Origin of the sequence: Psychrobacter frigidicola (assembly GCF_007997305.1) — a bacterium.
Classification (GTDB): domain Bacteria; phylum Pseudomonadota; class Gammaproteobacteria; order Pseudomonadales; family Moraxellaceae; genus Psychrobacter; species Psychrobacter frigidicola.
Window position 1 is genome coordinate 40,239 of the sequence record NZ_VORZ01000001.1, and the last position, 16,583, is coordinate 56,821.

Below are 16,583 nucleotides of genomic sequence, written 5' to 3' on the forward strand. Positions count from 1 at the left end.
TGAGGAAAGAAAAAATATTATGAAAATTGTTTCCGATAAAATGCCAAAAGTAGATGTCGCAAGCATCCTTACTGCTGAAGAAATTGCAGCTATTAACGAGTTTGTACATCATTACCCGCATGCTCGTGCGGCCTCATTAGACTCGTTAAAAATAGTACAAAAGCGCAATGGCTGGGTCGATGATGCACAAGTAAATGCTATTGCCAATATTTTAGATATTCCGATGACAGATATGGATGGCGTTGCGACGTTTTTTAACCGTATCTATCGTCAGCCAGTTGGTCGCCATGTCATCTTGATTTGTGATTCTGTAGCGTGCTTTTTAACCGGCTACGAAGCGCTGTCCACGGAGCTTAGATCTCAGCTGGGTATAGAGTATGGTCAAACCACTGCTGATGGTCGCTTTACTTTATTACCAATTTGCTGTTTAGGTAACTGTGATAAAGGTCCTGCTGTATTGATTGATGAAGACACTTATGGCCCTGTTCAGCCCGATGAAGTCGCGCAATTATTGGAGCTATACGCATGAGATTAACCGTTTCAGAGCAAATTGCTCTTCGCAGTCAAGGCAAAGCACCAAGCCAATTAAATGAGCAGCGCATCCCTGTGTATGGCGACAAAGCAACTGCCACTAGTGAAACCAAACCATTGACATGGCGCTTGGCACATCATGATGCAGTATTAGATCTAGCGACTTATGAATCACTTCGCGGTTTTGAAGCGTTAAAGATGGCTTTAAATCAATCGCCAGATGCTACTTTAACCACTATTAAAGAAGCAGTCGTCAAAGGTCGCGGTGGTGCAGGTTTCCCAGCAGGTATTAAATGGTCGCTAATGGCGCCACCGGATGGCGGACCACGTTATTTAGTGTGTAATGCTGATGAGATGGAACCGGGTACTTTTAAAGACAGATTACTCATGGAGCGCCTGCCACTTCAGCTTATCGAAGGCATGTTAATATCTGCCTATGCTATTGGTGCAACCGCTGGATATATCTTTATCCGCGGTGAGTATATTCTTGCAGCCGAACGTCTTGCCACTGCTATTGAAGAATTAAAGGCCAATAATCTCGTTGGTGATAATATTTTAGGCACAGACTTTAGTTTTGATTTGCATGTACATACGGGTGCCGGTCGCTATATCTGCGGTGAAGAGACAGCGCTACTCAATTGTTTAGAAGGTCGCCGTGCCAATCCACGTACGAAACCACCCTTTCCACAGGTATCAGGAGCATGGGGACGACCAACTGTCGTCAATAACGTTGAAACCCTTCATAATGTGTCAGCTATTATCCTGCATGGTAGTAAATGGTATCAAGACTTACCAAAAGCGAAAGGCGTGGTTGAGACACCCGGTACTAAGCTATTTGGCTGTTCAGGTCTGGTCAATGATCCGGGTCTTTGGGAGTTGCCATTTGGATATACCGCACGTGAAATCATCGAAGATTTCGCAGGTGGTATGCAAGAGGGCCGTACGCTTAAAGCCTGGTTACCAGGCGGTGCATCAACTGACTTCTTAACGGCTGATCATTTAGATACGGTTGTCGATTTTGATACCATTCAAAAAGCCGGTAGTCGTATGGGTACTGGTCTATTGATGGTGGTCGATGAAGAACAAGACATGGTGCCATTACTACGCAATCTTGAGATATTCTTTCAACGTGAATCATGTGGTTGGTGTACGCCTTGCCGTGATGGTTTGCCTTGGGGTGTTAAACTATTGACAGCTATAAATGATGGTGAAGGGCAGATTGGCGATGTTGAGAAATTAGAAGAGTTAACTCGTGACTTATGGATTGGTAAAACTTTCTGCGCGCATGCCCCTGGCGCTATGGAACCATTGATGAGTGCGATTAAATATTTCCGTCCTGAGTTTGATCAGAAGATTGCACAGGCGGTTGGTGTAGATGTCATTGAGGCTGCAGCCAATCAACAGCCAGATGTAAAATAAGGAGAGCGGCATGGCAGTCATACATATTGATGGAACCACTGTCGAAGTAGATAGCGCAGACAACTTGCTACAAGCATGCTTGTCACTCGGCATTGATGTGCCGTATTTTTGTTATCACCCAGCCCTTGGCTCAGTCGGCTCTTGCCGTCAGTGCGCGGTTAAGCAATATCAAAGTAAAGAAGATTTGGAAGCGGGTCGTGGCAGGTTAGTAATGTCATGTATGGTTGCGCCAACTGATGATATGTATATCTCAGTAACAGATGACGAAGCTAAGGCTTTTCGTAAGTCGATGGTTGAGCTATTGATGGTCAACCACCCGCATGACTGTCCAACCTGTGAAGAGGGTGGACATTGTCATTTGCAAGATATGACTTATATGTCAGGTCATAGTCGTCGTCGCTATCGCTTTACCAAACGCACCCATCATAATCAAGAGCTTGGTCCTTTTATCGCTCATGAGATGAACCGTTGTATCGCTTGCTATCGTTGCGTACGTTTTTATAAAGACTATGCCGGCGGTGAAGATTTGGGTGTTTATGGCTCGAATGAACGCGTTTATTTTGGTCGTGATAAAGATGGTCAGTTTGAAAGTGAGTTCTCAGGTAACTTAACTGAAGTATGCCCAACGGGTGTATTTACTGATAAAACTCATTCTGAACGCTATAACCGTAAATGGGATATGCAGTATGCGCCAAGCATCTGTCATGGCTGTTCTGCGGGTTGTAATATCTCAGCGGGTGAGCGTTATGGCGAATTGCGCCGGATCGAAAACCGTTATAACGGTGAAGTAAACCGTTACTTCCTATGTGACCGTGGTCGCTTTGGTTATGGCTACGTCAACCGTGAAGATCGCCCAACACAAGCGCTTGAGCGTATTAATGACAAGCATGTCAAAATCAATATTGACTATGCGCTTGATGGAACCATCAACCGTCTAAAAGATAAAAAAGTCATCGGTATTGGGTCACCACGCGCCAGCCTTGAGACTAACTTTGCGCTAAAAAACCTCGTTGGCTTTGATAACTTCTCAACGGGTCTCAATCATCAACAGCAAGCACTAGTCAATAAATGTATCGAAGTGTTAAGTACTGAAGGTATTTATAACCCAGGCATGACTGATATTGAAAGTCATGATGCGGTACTAATTTTAGGCGAAGATATCACCCAGACCTCATCACGAGTGGCTTTGTCTATTCGCCAAGCTGCGAAAAACGAAGCGCTTAAGATGGCCGCCGCTGTTAAGACTCAAGCATGGTTAGCAGAGCCGGTACAACGTATCGCTCAAGGTGCGCTGAGCCCCGTTTATATTATTGATGTGACGCAAACTAAGCTTGACGATATTAGTAAAGTCAGCGTTGTAGCGACGCCTGAAGATATCACTAAACTTGGCTTTAAAGTCGCCGATGAGATTGCAAAACTAGCTGATGATTTAGCAGAAATTAAAGCGCCTGATTCAGAACAGGATGCTGCCAATATTGATATTGATCCGATGCAGGCGCTTGCACAGCAAATCGCTTATGACTTAGTGCAAGCCGATAAGCCGTTAGTGTTATCCGGTAGCAGTTTATCGTCTATCACTTTAATAGAAGCAGCGGCGCAGATTACGCAAGCTTTAAGTCAAAAGCGTGCAGCGATTAAAGCGACTGAGCATGAGCATGTTGAAACTTATAATGCCAAAGTTCAAGCTGCCGAACAGCAAGCGCAAACTGCGCAACAGACTGAAGATCAAGAGTTGGCCGCTAAGCCTGATAAACCTGAAACGGGTACTAATAAAGACGAGCAGGATAATGTTGAGCGCGAACCAGCTGAAAAACTTGAGCTAAAACAAGAAAACCCTCACTACCATGCACAAGCCAGTATTTACCTTACTGTTCCAGATGCTAATAGCATGGGCGTATGCCTACTAAGTGGCAAATCAGTAGAAGAGCTGCTGGCTACAGATTTTGATGTGGTCGTGGTTGCCGAAAATCAGTTAACTGATGCTATTGATGTGCTCAAGCTAACACAGCTATTAGCGGATAAAACAGTGATTGCACTCGATCATCAACTGCTTGATTGGCATAAAGATGTTGATATTGTGCTACCAGCAGCCAGCTTTGCCGAAGCGGATGGTACGTTGGTTTCCGCTGAAGGCCGCGCTCAGCGCTTCTTCCAAGTGTATGATAATAACTATTATCATCCGCTTAGTAGTATTAAAGAAGGCTGGCGCTGGTTACATGCGATTCATAGCAGCTTAATGGGCAAACCAGTGGATTGGATGCAATTGGACGATGTGATTGATGCCTTAATAGCGACTCATCCTAAGCTTGCTGGTATTAAAGCGGCAGCGCCTGATGCTGATTATCGCATTACTGGACTAAAAATTGCTCGTGAGCCACGCCGTTATTCAGGTCGTACGGCGATGCGTGCACCGATATCTGTGCACGAGCCTATGCAGCCAAAAGATTGGGATACGGCTTTAACCTTTTCAATGGAAGGCTATAGTGGTACTCAAACGCCAAGCTCTATGATTCCATTTGCCCAATCGGCAGGCTGGAACTCCCCACAAGCATGGAATAAATATCAAGATAAAGTGGGTGGTAGCCTAAAGAAAGGCGATCCAGGTGTGCGTTTGTTTGATTATTTAGAGCGCTTAGCCATACGTCAATATGTAGCGCCGCAAACGACCTCTTTAATGCTGACTGATATGCAGCAAGGGCAAGCAAAACTTGTGCCTATCTATAATATTTATGCCAGTTCAATGATGGCATCACGTAGTGCAGTCGTTGCTGAACAATTACCAATTGCGACATGGCGTATTGGGATTGACGATGCTAAAGAATGGCACATTGCCGCTGGTGATTACTTAGCGATAGAAATTGATAAACAGCAAATTACCTTGCCTGTGCAACTGGTACATTACTTAGCAGAAGGTTGTATTGGCTATCCGGTTGGGCAAGTAAGCATTATCCATCCGTCATTGCCAGCATCCGTGCATAAAGTTGATGCACCTGCAGCTGCCGTCACTTTGTCTGGAGCAATGGCAGACGATAGCGCTTTAATAGCTGGATCTAACATTAATTCTAACAGCGCGGCGGTTGTATCGACCACCACTCAAGAGGTGTAATATGTCAGTGACCCGTATTATTCCTGATGTGCCAAGCTTTTTAGCCAACATGATGACTTTCGACACTTGGTCAATTCTATTTATGGTTGTACAGTCATTGGTTATCTTTTTAGTGGTCGTTATTGTTGCCGCGATGATGATTGTCTATGAGCGCCGGATGCTTGCCTTGTGGCAGGATCGTTATGGCCCCAACCGTGTAGGGCCTTTTGGCTCCTTACAACTGGTTGCCGATATGCTCAAAATCTTCTTTAAAGAAGATTGGACGCCAAAATTTACCGATAAATTCATTTTTACTTTGGCACCTGCGGTCGCAATGTTCACTGCACTTGCCTCTTTTGCCATTATTCCAATATCACCAACTCTGGGAGTAGCAGATTGGGATATTGGTATTTTATTCTTCTTTGCCATGGCAGGTATTGCAGTCTATGCAGTTATGTTTGGTGGCTGGGCATCAGCGAATAAATTCTCGCTACTTGGCGGTTTGCGTTCAGCCGCGCAAACCATTAGTTACGAGGTGTTCTTAGGCTTATCGTTAATGGGTGTGGTCGCCTTGACCGGCTCTTTTAACTTACGTGCGATTGTTGAAGCGCAGGTTGATGGCTGGTATATCATTCCGCAGTTTTTCGGGTTTTTGACTTTTGTAGTAGCGGGAGTTGCGGTGACCCATAGACATCCGTTTGACCAACCAGAAGCTGAGCAGGAACTTGCTGAAGGTTATCATGTTGAATATTCGGGCATGAAGTTTGGTATGTTCTTTATTGGTGAATACGTTAACGTGGTATTGATATCAGCACTAATGACTTGCCTGTTTTTTGGCGGCTGGCTGGCACCTTTTAACTTAAATATTCCGTTTATTCCGCCTGCTTTTTGGTTCATGATTAAGACGTTATTTTTTATGACGATGTTTATTTTGGCACGGGGCTCACTCATGCGTCCGCGCTATGATCAGGTGATGAATTTTGGTTGGAAAGTTTGCTTGCCGGTAACTTTGATTAACCTGCTGGTTACGGCAGCGGTCATTTTGATTTTTTCTCCAACGCTGTAGTCATCTTTAGCCATTGCTGATGAGTTAGGGTAAAGCTGATAAGGATTATAATCCCATGTTTACTACGATAAAAAAGACTGTCATTGGTATATTTACCATTGTCCGCAGCATGTGGATGGTCAATAGTCATGCGATCCGTCCGCGCGATACCATCTTATATCCTGAAGTACCGGTACCCGTACCGCCACGATTTCGAGGGCGTATTATATTGTCACGCGATCCTGATGGTGATGAGCGCTGTGTTGCTTGTAACTTATGTGCAGTTGCTTGCCCAGTCGGCTGTATTTCTCTGCAAAAAGCTGAGCGTGAAGATGGGCGCTGGTATCCAGAGTTTTTTCGGATTAATTTTTCGCGCTGTATTTTTTGTGGACTGTGCGAAGAGGCCTGTCCAACGACAGCCATTCAGATGACCCCTGATTTTGAGATGGGCGAATATGTGCGTCAAGACTTGGTGTATGAAAAAGAGCACTTGTTAATATCAGGACCGGGTAAGTATCCTGACTATAATTATTATCGCGTATCTGGTATGGCGGTGGCAGATAAACCAAAAGGCGCGGCGCAAAATGAAGCGGCACCTATTGATCTAAGGAGTTTACTGCCATGATGACTGTTTTAAACAATCCTGATTTGGTGGGATTCTATGCGCTTGCTGCGGTGGCGATATTTGCCAGCCTACGCGTCGTTATGCATCCTAACCCTGTGCACGCCATATTAGCGATGATTGTATCGCTCTTGGCTGTCGCTGGTATTTTATTTATACTCGGTGCTCCCTTTGCAGGGGCCCTTGAAATTGTAGTTTATGCTGGCGCTATCCTAATCTTGTTCGTTTTTGTAATTATGATGCTCAATTTAGGGATGGCAAATGAGGCGCGAGAAGAGAGCTGGCTTAATGCCAAAACATGGGCGGTGCCGACAGGACTGACCATTATTATTGCCGTGGTGCTCTATGCATTGATTGGTCTTAACGACAATGAAGCAGCGGTTATTGGCGGGATTACTGTTCCTGCAAAAGCGGTGGGGACGGTATTATTTAGCAAATATATTATGTTGGTAGAAGTGGCAGCTTTACTGTTATTAGCAGCGCTAGTCGCCGCTTATCATTTGGGTAAAGAGTCTCTTAATGATGAGATTACTACTGATAATAACCCAGATATTGATAGACGTGCCGACGGATTTAAAGACTATTTACTTCGCGATAATGGCATTGATTCTACGATTCAAACGCCTGAGCCCTATGAGTATAAAGATGTTGACCCTCATGACTATGTTGGTATTCAGAAAGTCACGCGTAAGGAGTCAGACTGATGGTACAAGCAGTAAGTATGGCACAAGAGGTGTCAAACGTGCCATTTTCCCACGAGGTGGCAGGTTTAGTACAGCCAGTCGCTGAGGTGCAGAATGTATTGGGTATGATACCTATGAGCCACGGACTAATATTGGCAGGTATTTTATTTGCCATAGGTTTGTGCGGTGTTATGGTACGACGTAACTTTTTATTCATGCTGATGAGTCTTGAGATCATGATGAATGCAGCAGCACTGGCATTTGTGGTGGCAGGCAGTCGCTGGGTCGATCCAGATGGACAGATTATGTTTATCTTTATATTGACGTTAGCTGCGGCTGAAGCTTCAATTGGTCTGGCAATATTATTGCAGTTTTATCATAAGCGTGGACATCTCGATGTCGACAGCGCCAATGAGATGAAAGGATGATGTCATGAGTTTATTACCATTAACCTTTATATTTCCGCTCATTGGCTTTTTGATTTTAGCCTTTATGCGTGATCGGTTAACTGAACAAGCAGCTGCGTTTGTTGGTGTGGGTAGCATGTTGCTATCGGCATTATGTACGTTGGTTGTTAGCTTTACTTTTTTAACGACCTATCCGGCAGGAACGGTGGTAGAGATGCCGCTATGGACTTGGTTTCAGGTAGGCGACTTTGCGCCAAGTTTTGGCCTAAGTTTTGACGGCCTAGCACTAACGATGATCGGTGTGATCACCGGCATTGGTTTTTTGATTCACCTGTTTGCCGCATGGTATATGAAAGGTGAGTCAGGTTTTGCACGCTTCTTTAGTTATATGAATTTATTCGTTGCCAGCATGTTGCTATTGGTACTGGGCGATAATTTATTATTATTATATCTTGGCTGGGAAGGCGTTGGCATTTGCTCTTATTTGCTTATTGGTTTTTACTTTCAAGATCGTGCCAATGGTCGGGCTGCCATGAAAGCCTTTACAGTAACCCGTGTCGGTGATGTGTTCTTAGCATTCGGGCTGTTCTTGTTATTCCGTGAATTCGGTACGCTTAATATTCAAGAAATTATTACCCGCGCGCCTGATGTGTTCGATATTAATAACCCAACGATGATTTTGACCACCATGATGTTGGTTGGTGGCGCGATGGGTAAGTCGGCGCAATTGCCGTTACATACCTGGCTTGCTGATGCGATGGCGGGACCAACGCCGGTATCGGCCTTGATTCACGCAGCAACTATGGTTACCGCTGGGGTTTATTTAATCGCCCGTATGCATCCGTTATTTTTACTGACTCCTGGCGTATTGCTATATTGGGTCGGTGCCGTTGGTGCTTTAACTCTGACGGTTGGTGGACTATGCGCGCTGGCGCAGACCGATATCAAGCGTATCCTTGCTTATTCAACCATGAGCCAAATTGGCTATATGTTCTTAGCCTTAGGCGTTGGCGCATGGCAAGGAGCAATCTTCCATTTGATGGCGCATGCTTTCTTTAAAGCGTTGCTATTCTTATCGTCAGGTGCCGTTATACTTTCTGTCCATCATGAGCAAAATATCTTTAAGATGGGCGGTTTACGTAAGAAGATACCTTTAGTGTTTTGGTGTTATATCGTCGGCGGCGGTGCACTTGCTGCAATACCTTGGGTTACGGTTGGTTTCTATTCAAAAGAAGCGATTCTTTGGGAAACTTATGCCACAGGTCATCAAGTCTTATTCTATATGGGTGTATTCGGTGCTTTCTTAACAGCGCTATATACTTTCCGTATGATCTGGATTGTCTTTTTTGGCGAAGAAAAAACGCCAGCGCACAAGCTCTCAGGAGTGTCGTATTGGTTGCCGCTTAGCGTGCTATTAGTTCTATCAACCGCAGTAGGTGCTTTTATCACACCGCCGTTACAAGGTGTGTTACCAGAAAGCGTTGGTCATTTATTAGAAGTGGCAAATCAAGCACAGGGTAAACATACTGCTGAGTTTATCGCTATGGGTGCAATGCTCGCCGGTTTAGTGTTAGCAGCCTTATTATATGTAGTGAATAAAGGCCGAATGCTAGTGAGCTTTAAGCGTTCACGTATTGGCAGCGCATTATATTATTGGTGTTATCACGGTATGGGCTTCGATGCCCTATACGATTTGGTTTTCGTAAAACCTTTTTTATTCATTGGCCGCTTATTCAAAGCCGACCCTGTTGATAAAACATGGAATATATTGCCAATGCTGGCGTCAGCGGGCAATAAAGCGTTGTCTGCAACGCAAACTGGGTCGCTTCGAGGCTATGCTGCAAGCTTTGGCTTGGGTGTTGCTGTACTGTTGGTGCTGGTAATGATGACGGTGGTATAAGATGATAGACTTACAACAAACGTGGATGCTACCAGCATTGATTGCAATACCCTTTATTGCCGGATTGCTATGTTGGTTGGTTGAGCGGGTTAATAAACGTCTGCCGCGCTGGATTGCTTTGATTGGCATGATACTGACTTTTGCGCTATCTATAGTGCTTTGGTATGTCGGCGACTTCTCTGGTATGAGCACTCAGGTTATTGCGCCTGATTCCGCTGTGCCATGGGTTGCTGAATTCGCTGTGCCATGGATACCTAGTTTTGGTATTAGCTTCCATTTAGCGATGGATGGCTTGTCACTCTTAATGGTTGGCTTAACTGGACTGTTGGGTGTAGCAGCAGTGGCGTGTTCGTGGAATGAGATTCAACGTCGGGTAGGCTTCTTCCACTTGAACCTTTTGTGGAGCTTAGGCGGGGTTATTGGTGTTTTCTTAGCCATCGATATGTTCTTATTCTTCTTCTTCTGGGAGATGATGCTGGTTCCTATCTACTTCTTGATTGCCATTTGGGGTCATGATGTGGTCGGTGGTAAGACCAAAGAATATGCGGCAACCAAATTTTTTCTTTATACCCAAGCGTCTGGGCTTATCATGCTCATCGGTATCTTGGTTCTGGTTATTATTAATTACACTCAGCGCGGTGCGCTCAGCTTTAACTATAATGACTTGCTCGGTACGCCCCTTGGCGGCTGGGAATTTCCGATTATGCTGTGTTTCTTTATTGGCTTTGCGGTTAAGTTGCCAATTATTCCCTTCCACGGTTGGTTACCGGACGCGCATGCGCAAGCGCCAACAGCGGGCTCGGTGGATCTGGCAGGGGTGCTGATTAAGACTGCCGCTTATGGTTTGATTCGTTTTGTATTGCCGTTATTCCCAGCAGCATCACAAGAGTTTGCGCCGATTGCCATGACTCTAGGTACGATTGGTATCTTTTACGGGGCTTGGCTGGCCTTTATGCAGACGGATATGAAGCGCTTGCTCGCTTATACCAGTATCTCGCATATGGGCTTCGTGGTACTGGCCATTTATGCTGGGACTTTATTAAGCTTGCAAGGCTTGATGATACAGATGCTCGCACATGGTTTAAGTTCAGCGGCGCTGTTTATTATGGCTGGACAATTGTATGAGCGTCTACATACGCGTGATTTGACGCTAATGGGCGGTATGTGGGGTCAGTTCCGCTATTATGCACCGATCTTAATGTTCTTCTGTGCTGCTTTGTTAGGTATACCTGGTACCGGTAATTTCATCGGTGAATTTATGATTCTGCTGGGCTCCTTCGCTGATTATCCAGTATTTGTAGTCTTTGCAACCTTTAGCTTAGTATTGGCAGGCTTGTACTCACTTATTTTGATTCATCGTGCGCTATTCGGTACTAATAATATCGAAGAAGTAGCGATGCACGAAACTAAATCACACGGTTTACCTGCGCGTCCACTAAAAGATTTGGGCAAACGTGAGATATCACTGTTACTCATGCTAGCTGCTGGCTTGGTATGGCTTGGGTTATATCCGCAGCCGTTCCTTGATACCTCAAGTCACGCGATGCAGTGGATTAATAATGCGTATATCTACAGTCAGGTAACACAAGTAGATGCGTCGCAGTTACTTGATGCAATTGCAATGGAGGCACGTTAAGTCATGAATGAATTTACGATGAATGATTTGATGGGGCTACTGCCTTATGCACCAATCATTGCAGTAGTGGTTACGGTATTAATAGTGATGATTGCTATCACTATTAAACGCTCGCATGTCGTCACTGGTACTATTACAGTAGTCGGTCTAAATGTGGCCTTGTTTACGTTACTTGGGCAAATAGGTGGCGTTGTAAGTATGGGTTCGGCTTCACCGCAAGTTGAGCAGCTGTTCGTGATTGATAACTTTGCTCAGTTTAATATGGTCGTCATTCTTATTTGCGCGCTGGCATGTTGTACGCTCGCGTATGCATACTTGGCTGACTATAAAGACAATAAAGAAGAGCTGTATCTGCTCATGCTGCTATCAACAACGGGTGCGTTGTTGATGGTATGTGCGCAGCATATGGCAGCCTTCTTTATGAGCTTAGAGCTGTTATCAGTGCCGTTATATGGCCTACTGTCTTATACCTTTTTACGTGACAAATCTTTGGAGTCTGGGCTTAAGTACTTAGTGTTGTCGGCGACGGCGTCAGCGACCTTATTAATGGGTATGGCGTTTATTTACGCGCAAGTTGGCTCATTAGGCTTTAAAGAAATCAGTGTACAGTTAGGCAGTATGTTTGAATCGCCCCTATTGATATTAGGCGCCGCGATGATGATGTTTGGTATTGCCTTTAAATTGTCTGCTGCACCTTTTCATACGTGGACGCCTGACGTCTATCAAGGGGCATCAGCGCCTATTGCTACTTATTTAGCTTCAGTGACCAAAGTGGCCATGATGGCACTGGCTGTGCGTTTCTTAATTGATACGTCGCTATTGGCACTCCCTTCAGTACAAATGCTCTTAATGGTTATAGCGACTTTGTCTATTCTAGTCGGTAACTTATTGGCTGTACGTCAGACCAACCTTAAGCGGTTACTTGGTTACTCTTCTATCGCGCATATGGGTTATGTCTTGATTGTTATTGTGAGTATTGGGACAGCCGCTGATAGTATCTCTAGCATGTACATGGCGATTTATGCCTTTACCTCTATTGGTGCTTTTGGCATTGTGACCTTGATGTCGAGTCCTTATCGTTTATATAGTGATGCTAGTGAATTGGTGCATTACCAAGGATTATTCTGGCGTCGTCCGATACTAACAGGGGTGATGACTATTATGATGTTATCACTGGCGGGTATACCTCTAACTGCAGGCTTTATTACCAAGCTATTTGCTATCTTATCTGCGGTTCAAGGGGCCCATTGGTTCTTAGCAGCGATGATTATTCTAGGTAGTGCGATCGGTCTGTTCTATTACCTGCGCGTGATGTTAACATTATTCAAACGTCCAAAAGAGTTCATTGAGTTTGATGTTGGTGGACAGTGGGGCATTCGTACAGGTGGTCTGATGGTGATTGCGGTCACAGCAGTTATCATCTTCTTCGGTGTGTTACCTAACAGCCTAATCGTATGGTCAAGTATGGCACGCATTTGGTAACATTAGCGTTATAGAAATAAGGTAGGTGATTGCAAGTTTTTTTGCCGTTACTGATACAAAACCAAGATGCGCCTTGTTTATGATAAGCTTGGCGCATCTTTTTTATTTGTATTTTCGAGAAACCTCTACTATCTTCCTTAAAAATAAAAATTTTTCAATAAAAAACGCAAATTAATAAAACTATAAGTGATCAATTCCTATGAGTGACAATATTCAAACGGTAAAAGTGCTCAGTAAAACCACATGGACCCCTAACTTATTTAGCTTCACGGTCAGCCGACCCGACAGCTTTAAATTTACCGCTGGGCAATTTGTACGTTTAGGGGTTAATCCTAGCAAACTGCAATACTATCAGCAGAATAATAAACAAACAGTAGAGCAAGCACCAAATGAAGATATCTTTCGTGCCTATTCCATTGTTTCATCTCCTTTTGATGAAGTGCTAGAGTTCTTCTCGATTGTCATCACAGATGGCGCATTTACCTCACAGTTGCAGCATTTGCAAGTCGGCGATGAGCTGTTACTTAATACCATGCCGTTTGGGTTTTTGACCTTAGCACGTTATCAAAAACCAATGCCAAAGGATTTATGGTTACTGGCAACGGGTACTGGCTTAGCCCCATTTTTATCGATGCTACAAGATTTGCAAACATGGGAAGACTACGAGCATATTGTGCTGGCATACAGCGCACGATCATTTGATGAGCTGGCCTATGTTGATAGGATTAAACAGCTACAAGAGGATTTTGGAACCTTAGTTGATAACCCAGCACAGCTGATTTTTATCCCTATTGTGACTCGCGAGCCTATTGCGGGTGCACTAACCGAACGCTTGCCTAAGTTACTGTTAGAGGGAACACTACAAGCGGAAGCGGGGATAGCGCTTGATATCGATAGTACGCATGTGATGCTATGCGGCAATCCAGAAATGGTCGATGACACCAAAGAAGCGCTGAAGGAGCTGGGTTTAATAATGAATCGCCGCGGTGAGGGAAATATTGCCGTAGAAAATTACTGGTAAATTAACTCCAATAAAAACGCCGCGACCTCATGAAATATAAGTCTGCGGCATTGAGTGTTAGTAAGTTGCTTTTTTTATAAGCGTTTTTTATTCTTCGCTAGGTTCGGTGGCATCCCCTAAAGGATTAATAGGACCTTTCATCAATTCTGGCTCATTACTGTCGTCATCATCAATAATGTTTTCACCACTGCTGCCCCCTAATAGATCTCGATAATTAATTTGGGTCTTAAGGACAAGTTGTTCTTCTTCGACCTCGCCATAGTTCACTTGTACTTTATGTAGCGTGCTCATGATTTTTTGGTTATTTTTTAGCCAGCGATGAATATCTAGATAAATAATGTCTTCTTTAGCACGCGCAATATTGATATAAGTTAGGATAACACCCAAAGGGTCTTTTTTGAGGACAGTATGATAGAACCAGATGGCAAGTTTGATGCCTTGGCGCTTGACAAAAGATTCACAGCGAAAATTGAGCACATCAGTATAAGTTAGCTGCCCAAAGACAAAGCGCTGTACGTTGCGATCAAGCTGGGCATGAACGAGGCGAAAGTTACTGGCAACCTCAATATAAATGCCGGCGACGTTAATCGTACAATAAAGGCGAAACCATTTGTCATGCAGCTCAACGCGTAGCTCTAAAATGGAGTTTACATTGTCAGTGACGAACTTTTGCAGCGCATCATTCACATACTTTTCCGCCACTGGTAGCCGAATCTCATCATCAAGCTTGTCAGTGGTTTTGTTATATAATTTTTTTATAGATTGGGTTAGACTTTCCCAACCATCGCTGAATGACTCGTTAAAACGATAGTCAATGTTGTCAGAAAAGTCATCAAAATCATTCAAACCCATTATCCTTATGTATAATTAAAATATGTTGAGTCATTGCTCATTATAAAAGTTGACCTTGAAAAGCAAGTCATTAAATTGGTAGCGTGCACTAATAAGTTATATCGATAAACGACAAGGTAGCTGATAAAAATAGTATATAGCAAAATAGGATAGGGCAAAACTGATGGGGGCACATTGTAGCAAATAACCTAAACAAGTTACCTATACAATTATTAGCCTTATATGACACAGATAAATTTCTAAAAAATACAGTCTTTAAAATACATTAAGAAGAAACACAGAATAAAGAGTCACTATGGAGTTTTTAGGATTAACGCTTGATATTGCGACGTTGACTGACAATGCATTGGCGCTACTATTTAAAGTCGCTATGGCATTGCTCATATTTGTCTTTGGACGCTGGCTTGCTAAAAAGGTTATTATTATTACCAATCGCGTTATGGTACGTGGCCGTTTAGATATTACCGCTGCTAATTTTTTAAGTCGGCTATTATATGGGGTGTTATTAGTCATCGTTGCCATGGCAGCACTAAACCAAGTGGGCGTTCAGACGACTTCAGTTGTGGCCATATTAGGTGGTGCAGCCGTTGCTATTGGTCTGTCGTTAAAAGATCAATTATCGAACTTCGCCGCTGGTATTATGATTGTGACTTTTCGCCCGTTTGTACGTGGCGACTACGTGCAAATTAAAGAATTTACTGGGACGGTTACTGAAATTACCTTGGTCAATACTCATCTGACCACCATTAATAATCATGATGTCATTATACCTAACAGCGCTATCACCACTTCGTCCACCATTAACTATACTGCGCTACCCAATCGCCGCGTAGACATCACGATTCGTATTGGCTATGACGCCGATATCAAAGCCGCAAAAAATATCATGTTAGGTTTGGCAAAAGATAATGCCGTCGCTTTTAGTGAGCCTATGCCTATCGTACGTGTCACTAATTTAGCTGAGAACTCGGTTGATTTAACCTTAAACGTTTGGACAACTAATAATGACTGGTGGGCAATGCAGTGCGATTTGCTTGAGCAGTTTAAGTACGCGCTTGATGACAATGAAATCGATATTCCATTTCCGCAGCGTAGTGTGCATGTGAAAGGTTTGGATCAACTGGTTAATAATATGGATCAATCACAAAAACTGCCGCTGAATAAAGATAAGTAGGATTAAACGTAAGGATTAGGCAAGTTTAAGTGCGCTAAGATATCAATCTCATAGCTTTCCATCTCGTCTTGTTCCGCTTGTCCAAGCTCATGATCAAAGCCAAACAGATGCAGTATGCCATGCACCAATAAATGGCTAATATGCTGCTCAACCGTTTTTTCCTGTTCAGTAGCTTCCCGTACCACTACTTTATGACAAATAATTAACTCACCTAATGGCAGCGTTGGCATGAGCTCAATAATATTGGCTGGCATCTCGCTTGGATAAGATAAAATATTAGTTGCATAAGCCTTGCCACGCGACTCTAGATTTAGCTCATGGCCTTCAATAGCATCAGTAATATAGATATCTAATGCTTTAGGTTTTTGCTCCCACAATTCATTGTCAATATCGGTAAAGTAGGGTAGATGGAGACCGTTTTTAATGCGTTCACCAATATCATTTAGGGTTGCTGCCAATACAGGTTGTAGTCTGTCTTCTGTATAAAAAGTACTGACCAGCTCGTCGTCGATACTTTCGGCTGCACTAATTGATATTTCATTAATGTCAGTTTTATTAATGTCTGTGCTGTTTGTATCTATATTATTCATACTAGAATCTTCATCATTAGAATGACCCATTATTATATCCTTTGACTATTAACTATATTTTATTAAGATTAGACCATAAAAAACCGGACATCATATCCGGTTTTTTAATTTAAATTTTGACGTATTGATTTTAACA

General features: G+C 43.5%; 14 protein-coding genes. 12 read left to right on the forward strand and 2 right to left on the reverse strand.

What is annotated here, in order from left to right:
- Positions 1 to 19 precede the first annotated feature (19 nt).
- From nuoE to ES754_RS00220, 11 genes are all read left to right on the forward strand, one after another.
- A complete protein-coding gene (gene nuoE / locus ES754_RS00170; RefSeq protein ID WP_147220964.1) occupies positions 20 to 529 on the forward strand; it encodes an NADH-quinone oxidoreductase subunit NuoE in 510 nt (169 codons plus the stop codon).
- Positions 526 to 1,950, forward strand: a complete 1,425-nt coding sequence (nuoF, locus tag ES754_RS00175; RefSeq protein ID WP_147220967.1) for an NADH-quinone oxidoreductase subunit NuoF — start codon at positions 526 to 528, stop codon at positions 1,948 to 1,950. The genes nuoE and nuoF overlap by 4 nt, the downstream gene beginning before the upstream one ends.
- Before the next feature lie 10 nt (positions 1,951 to 1,960).
- Positions 1,961 to 5,056: an NADH-quinone oxidoreductase subunit NuoG gene (gene nuoG / locus ES754_RS00180; RefSeq protein ID WP_147220969.1), complete on the forward strand. Its 3,096-nt coding sequence runs from the start codon at positions 1,961 to 1,963 to the stop codon at positions 5,054 to 5,056.
- 49 nt (positions 5,057 to 5,105) lie between these two features.
- Positions 5,106 to 6,101 carry an NADH-quinone oxidoreductase subunit NuoH gene (nuoH, locus tag ES754_RS00185; protein WP_201538836.1) on the forward strand — a complete coding sequence of 332 codons (996 nt, stop codon included), beginning with the start codon at positions 5,106 to 5,108 and terminating at the stop codon, positions 6,099 to 6,101.
- A 55-nt stretch (positions 6,102 to 6,156) separates the two neighbouring features.
- The gene (nuoI, locus tag ES754_RS00190; protein ID WP_068034761.1) at positions 6,157 to 6,705 is read left to right on the forward strand and encodes an NADH-quinone oxidoreductase subunit NuoI; all 549 of its coding nucleotides are present in this window, start codon (positions 6,157 to 6,159) and stop codon (positions 6,703 to 6,705) included.
- Positions 6,702 to 7,406 (forward strand): NADH-quinone oxidoreductase subunit J, encoded by a 705-nt coding sequence (gene nuoJ, locus ES754_RS00195; protein WP_147220973.1) that lies wholly within the window; start codon positions 6,702 to 6,704, stop codon positions 7,404 to 7,406. Before nuoI ends, nuoJ begins: the two co-directional genes overlap by 4 nt.
- A 98-nt stretch (positions 7,407 to 7,504) precedes the next feature.
- A complete protein-coding gene (nuoK, locus tag ES754_RS00200) occupies positions 7,505 to 7,813 on the forward strand; it encodes an NADH-quinone oxidoreductase subunit NuoK (protein ID WP_147223135.1) in 309 nt (102 codons plus the stop codon).
- Between the two features lie 4 nt (positions 7,814 to 7,817).
- Positions 7,818 to 9,692, forward strand: coding sequence for an NADH-quinone oxidoreductase subunit L (gene nuoL / locus ES754_RS00205; RefSeq protein ID WP_147220975.1), 1,875 nt, complete (start codon positions 7,818 to 7,820; stop codon positions 9,690 to 9,692).
- A gap of 1 nt (position 9,693) precedes the next feature.
- Positions 9,694 to 11,328, forward strand: a complete 1,635-nt coding sequence (gene nuoM / locus ES754_RS00210; RefSeq protein ID WP_147220978.1) for an NADH-quinone oxidoreductase subunit M — start codon at positions 9,694 to 9,696, stop codon at positions 11,326 to 11,328.
- A 3-nt stretch (positions 11,329 to 11,331) separates the two neighbouring features.
- Complete coding sequence (locus ES754_RS00215; RefSeq protein ID WP_147220980.1) at positions 11,332 to 12,810, forward strand: NADH-quinone oxidoreductase subunit N; 1,479 nt, start codon at positions 11,332 to 11,334, stop codon at positions 12,808 to 12,810.
- Between the two features lie 199 nt (positions 12,811 to 13,009).
- Positions 13,010 to 13,831 (forward strand): ferredoxin--NADP reductase, encoded by an 822-nt coding sequence (locus tag ES754_RS00220; protein WP_147220982.1) that lies wholly within the window; start codon positions 13,010 to 13,012, stop codon positions 13,829 to 13,831.
- A gap of 87 nt (positions 13,832 to 13,918) precedes the next feature.
- On the opposite strand, the gene ES754_RS00225 is transcribed toward ES754_RS00220, so the two are convergent.
- On the reverse strand, positions 13,919 to 14,677 hold the full coding sequence (locus ES754_RS00225) for a hypothetical protein (RefSeq protein WP_227677799.1): 759 nt from the start codon (positions 14,675 to 14,677) through the stop codon (positions 13,919 to 13,921).
- Between the two features lie 301 nt (positions 14,678 to 14,978).
- Between ES754_RS00225 and ES754_RS00230 the strand changes: the two genes are divergently transcribed.
- The gene (locus tag ES754_RS00230; protein WP_147220986.1) at positions 14,979 to 15,857 is read left to right on the forward strand and encodes a mechanosensitive ion channel family protein; all 879 of its coding nucleotides are present in this window, start codon (positions 14,979 to 14,981) and stop codon (positions 15,855 to 15,857) included.
- A 2-nt stretch (positions 15,858 to 15,859) separates the two neighbouring features.
- Here the strand turns inward: ES754_RS00230 and ybeY are convergent, their stop codons facing one another.
- Positions 15,860 to 16,477, reverse strand: a complete 618-nt coding sequence (gene ybeY / locus ES754_RS00235; protein WP_147220988.1) for an rRNA maturation RNase YbeY — start codon at positions 16,475 to 16,477, stop codon at positions 15,860 to 15,862.
- Between the last annotated feature and the right edge of the window lie 106 nt (positions 16,478 to 16,583).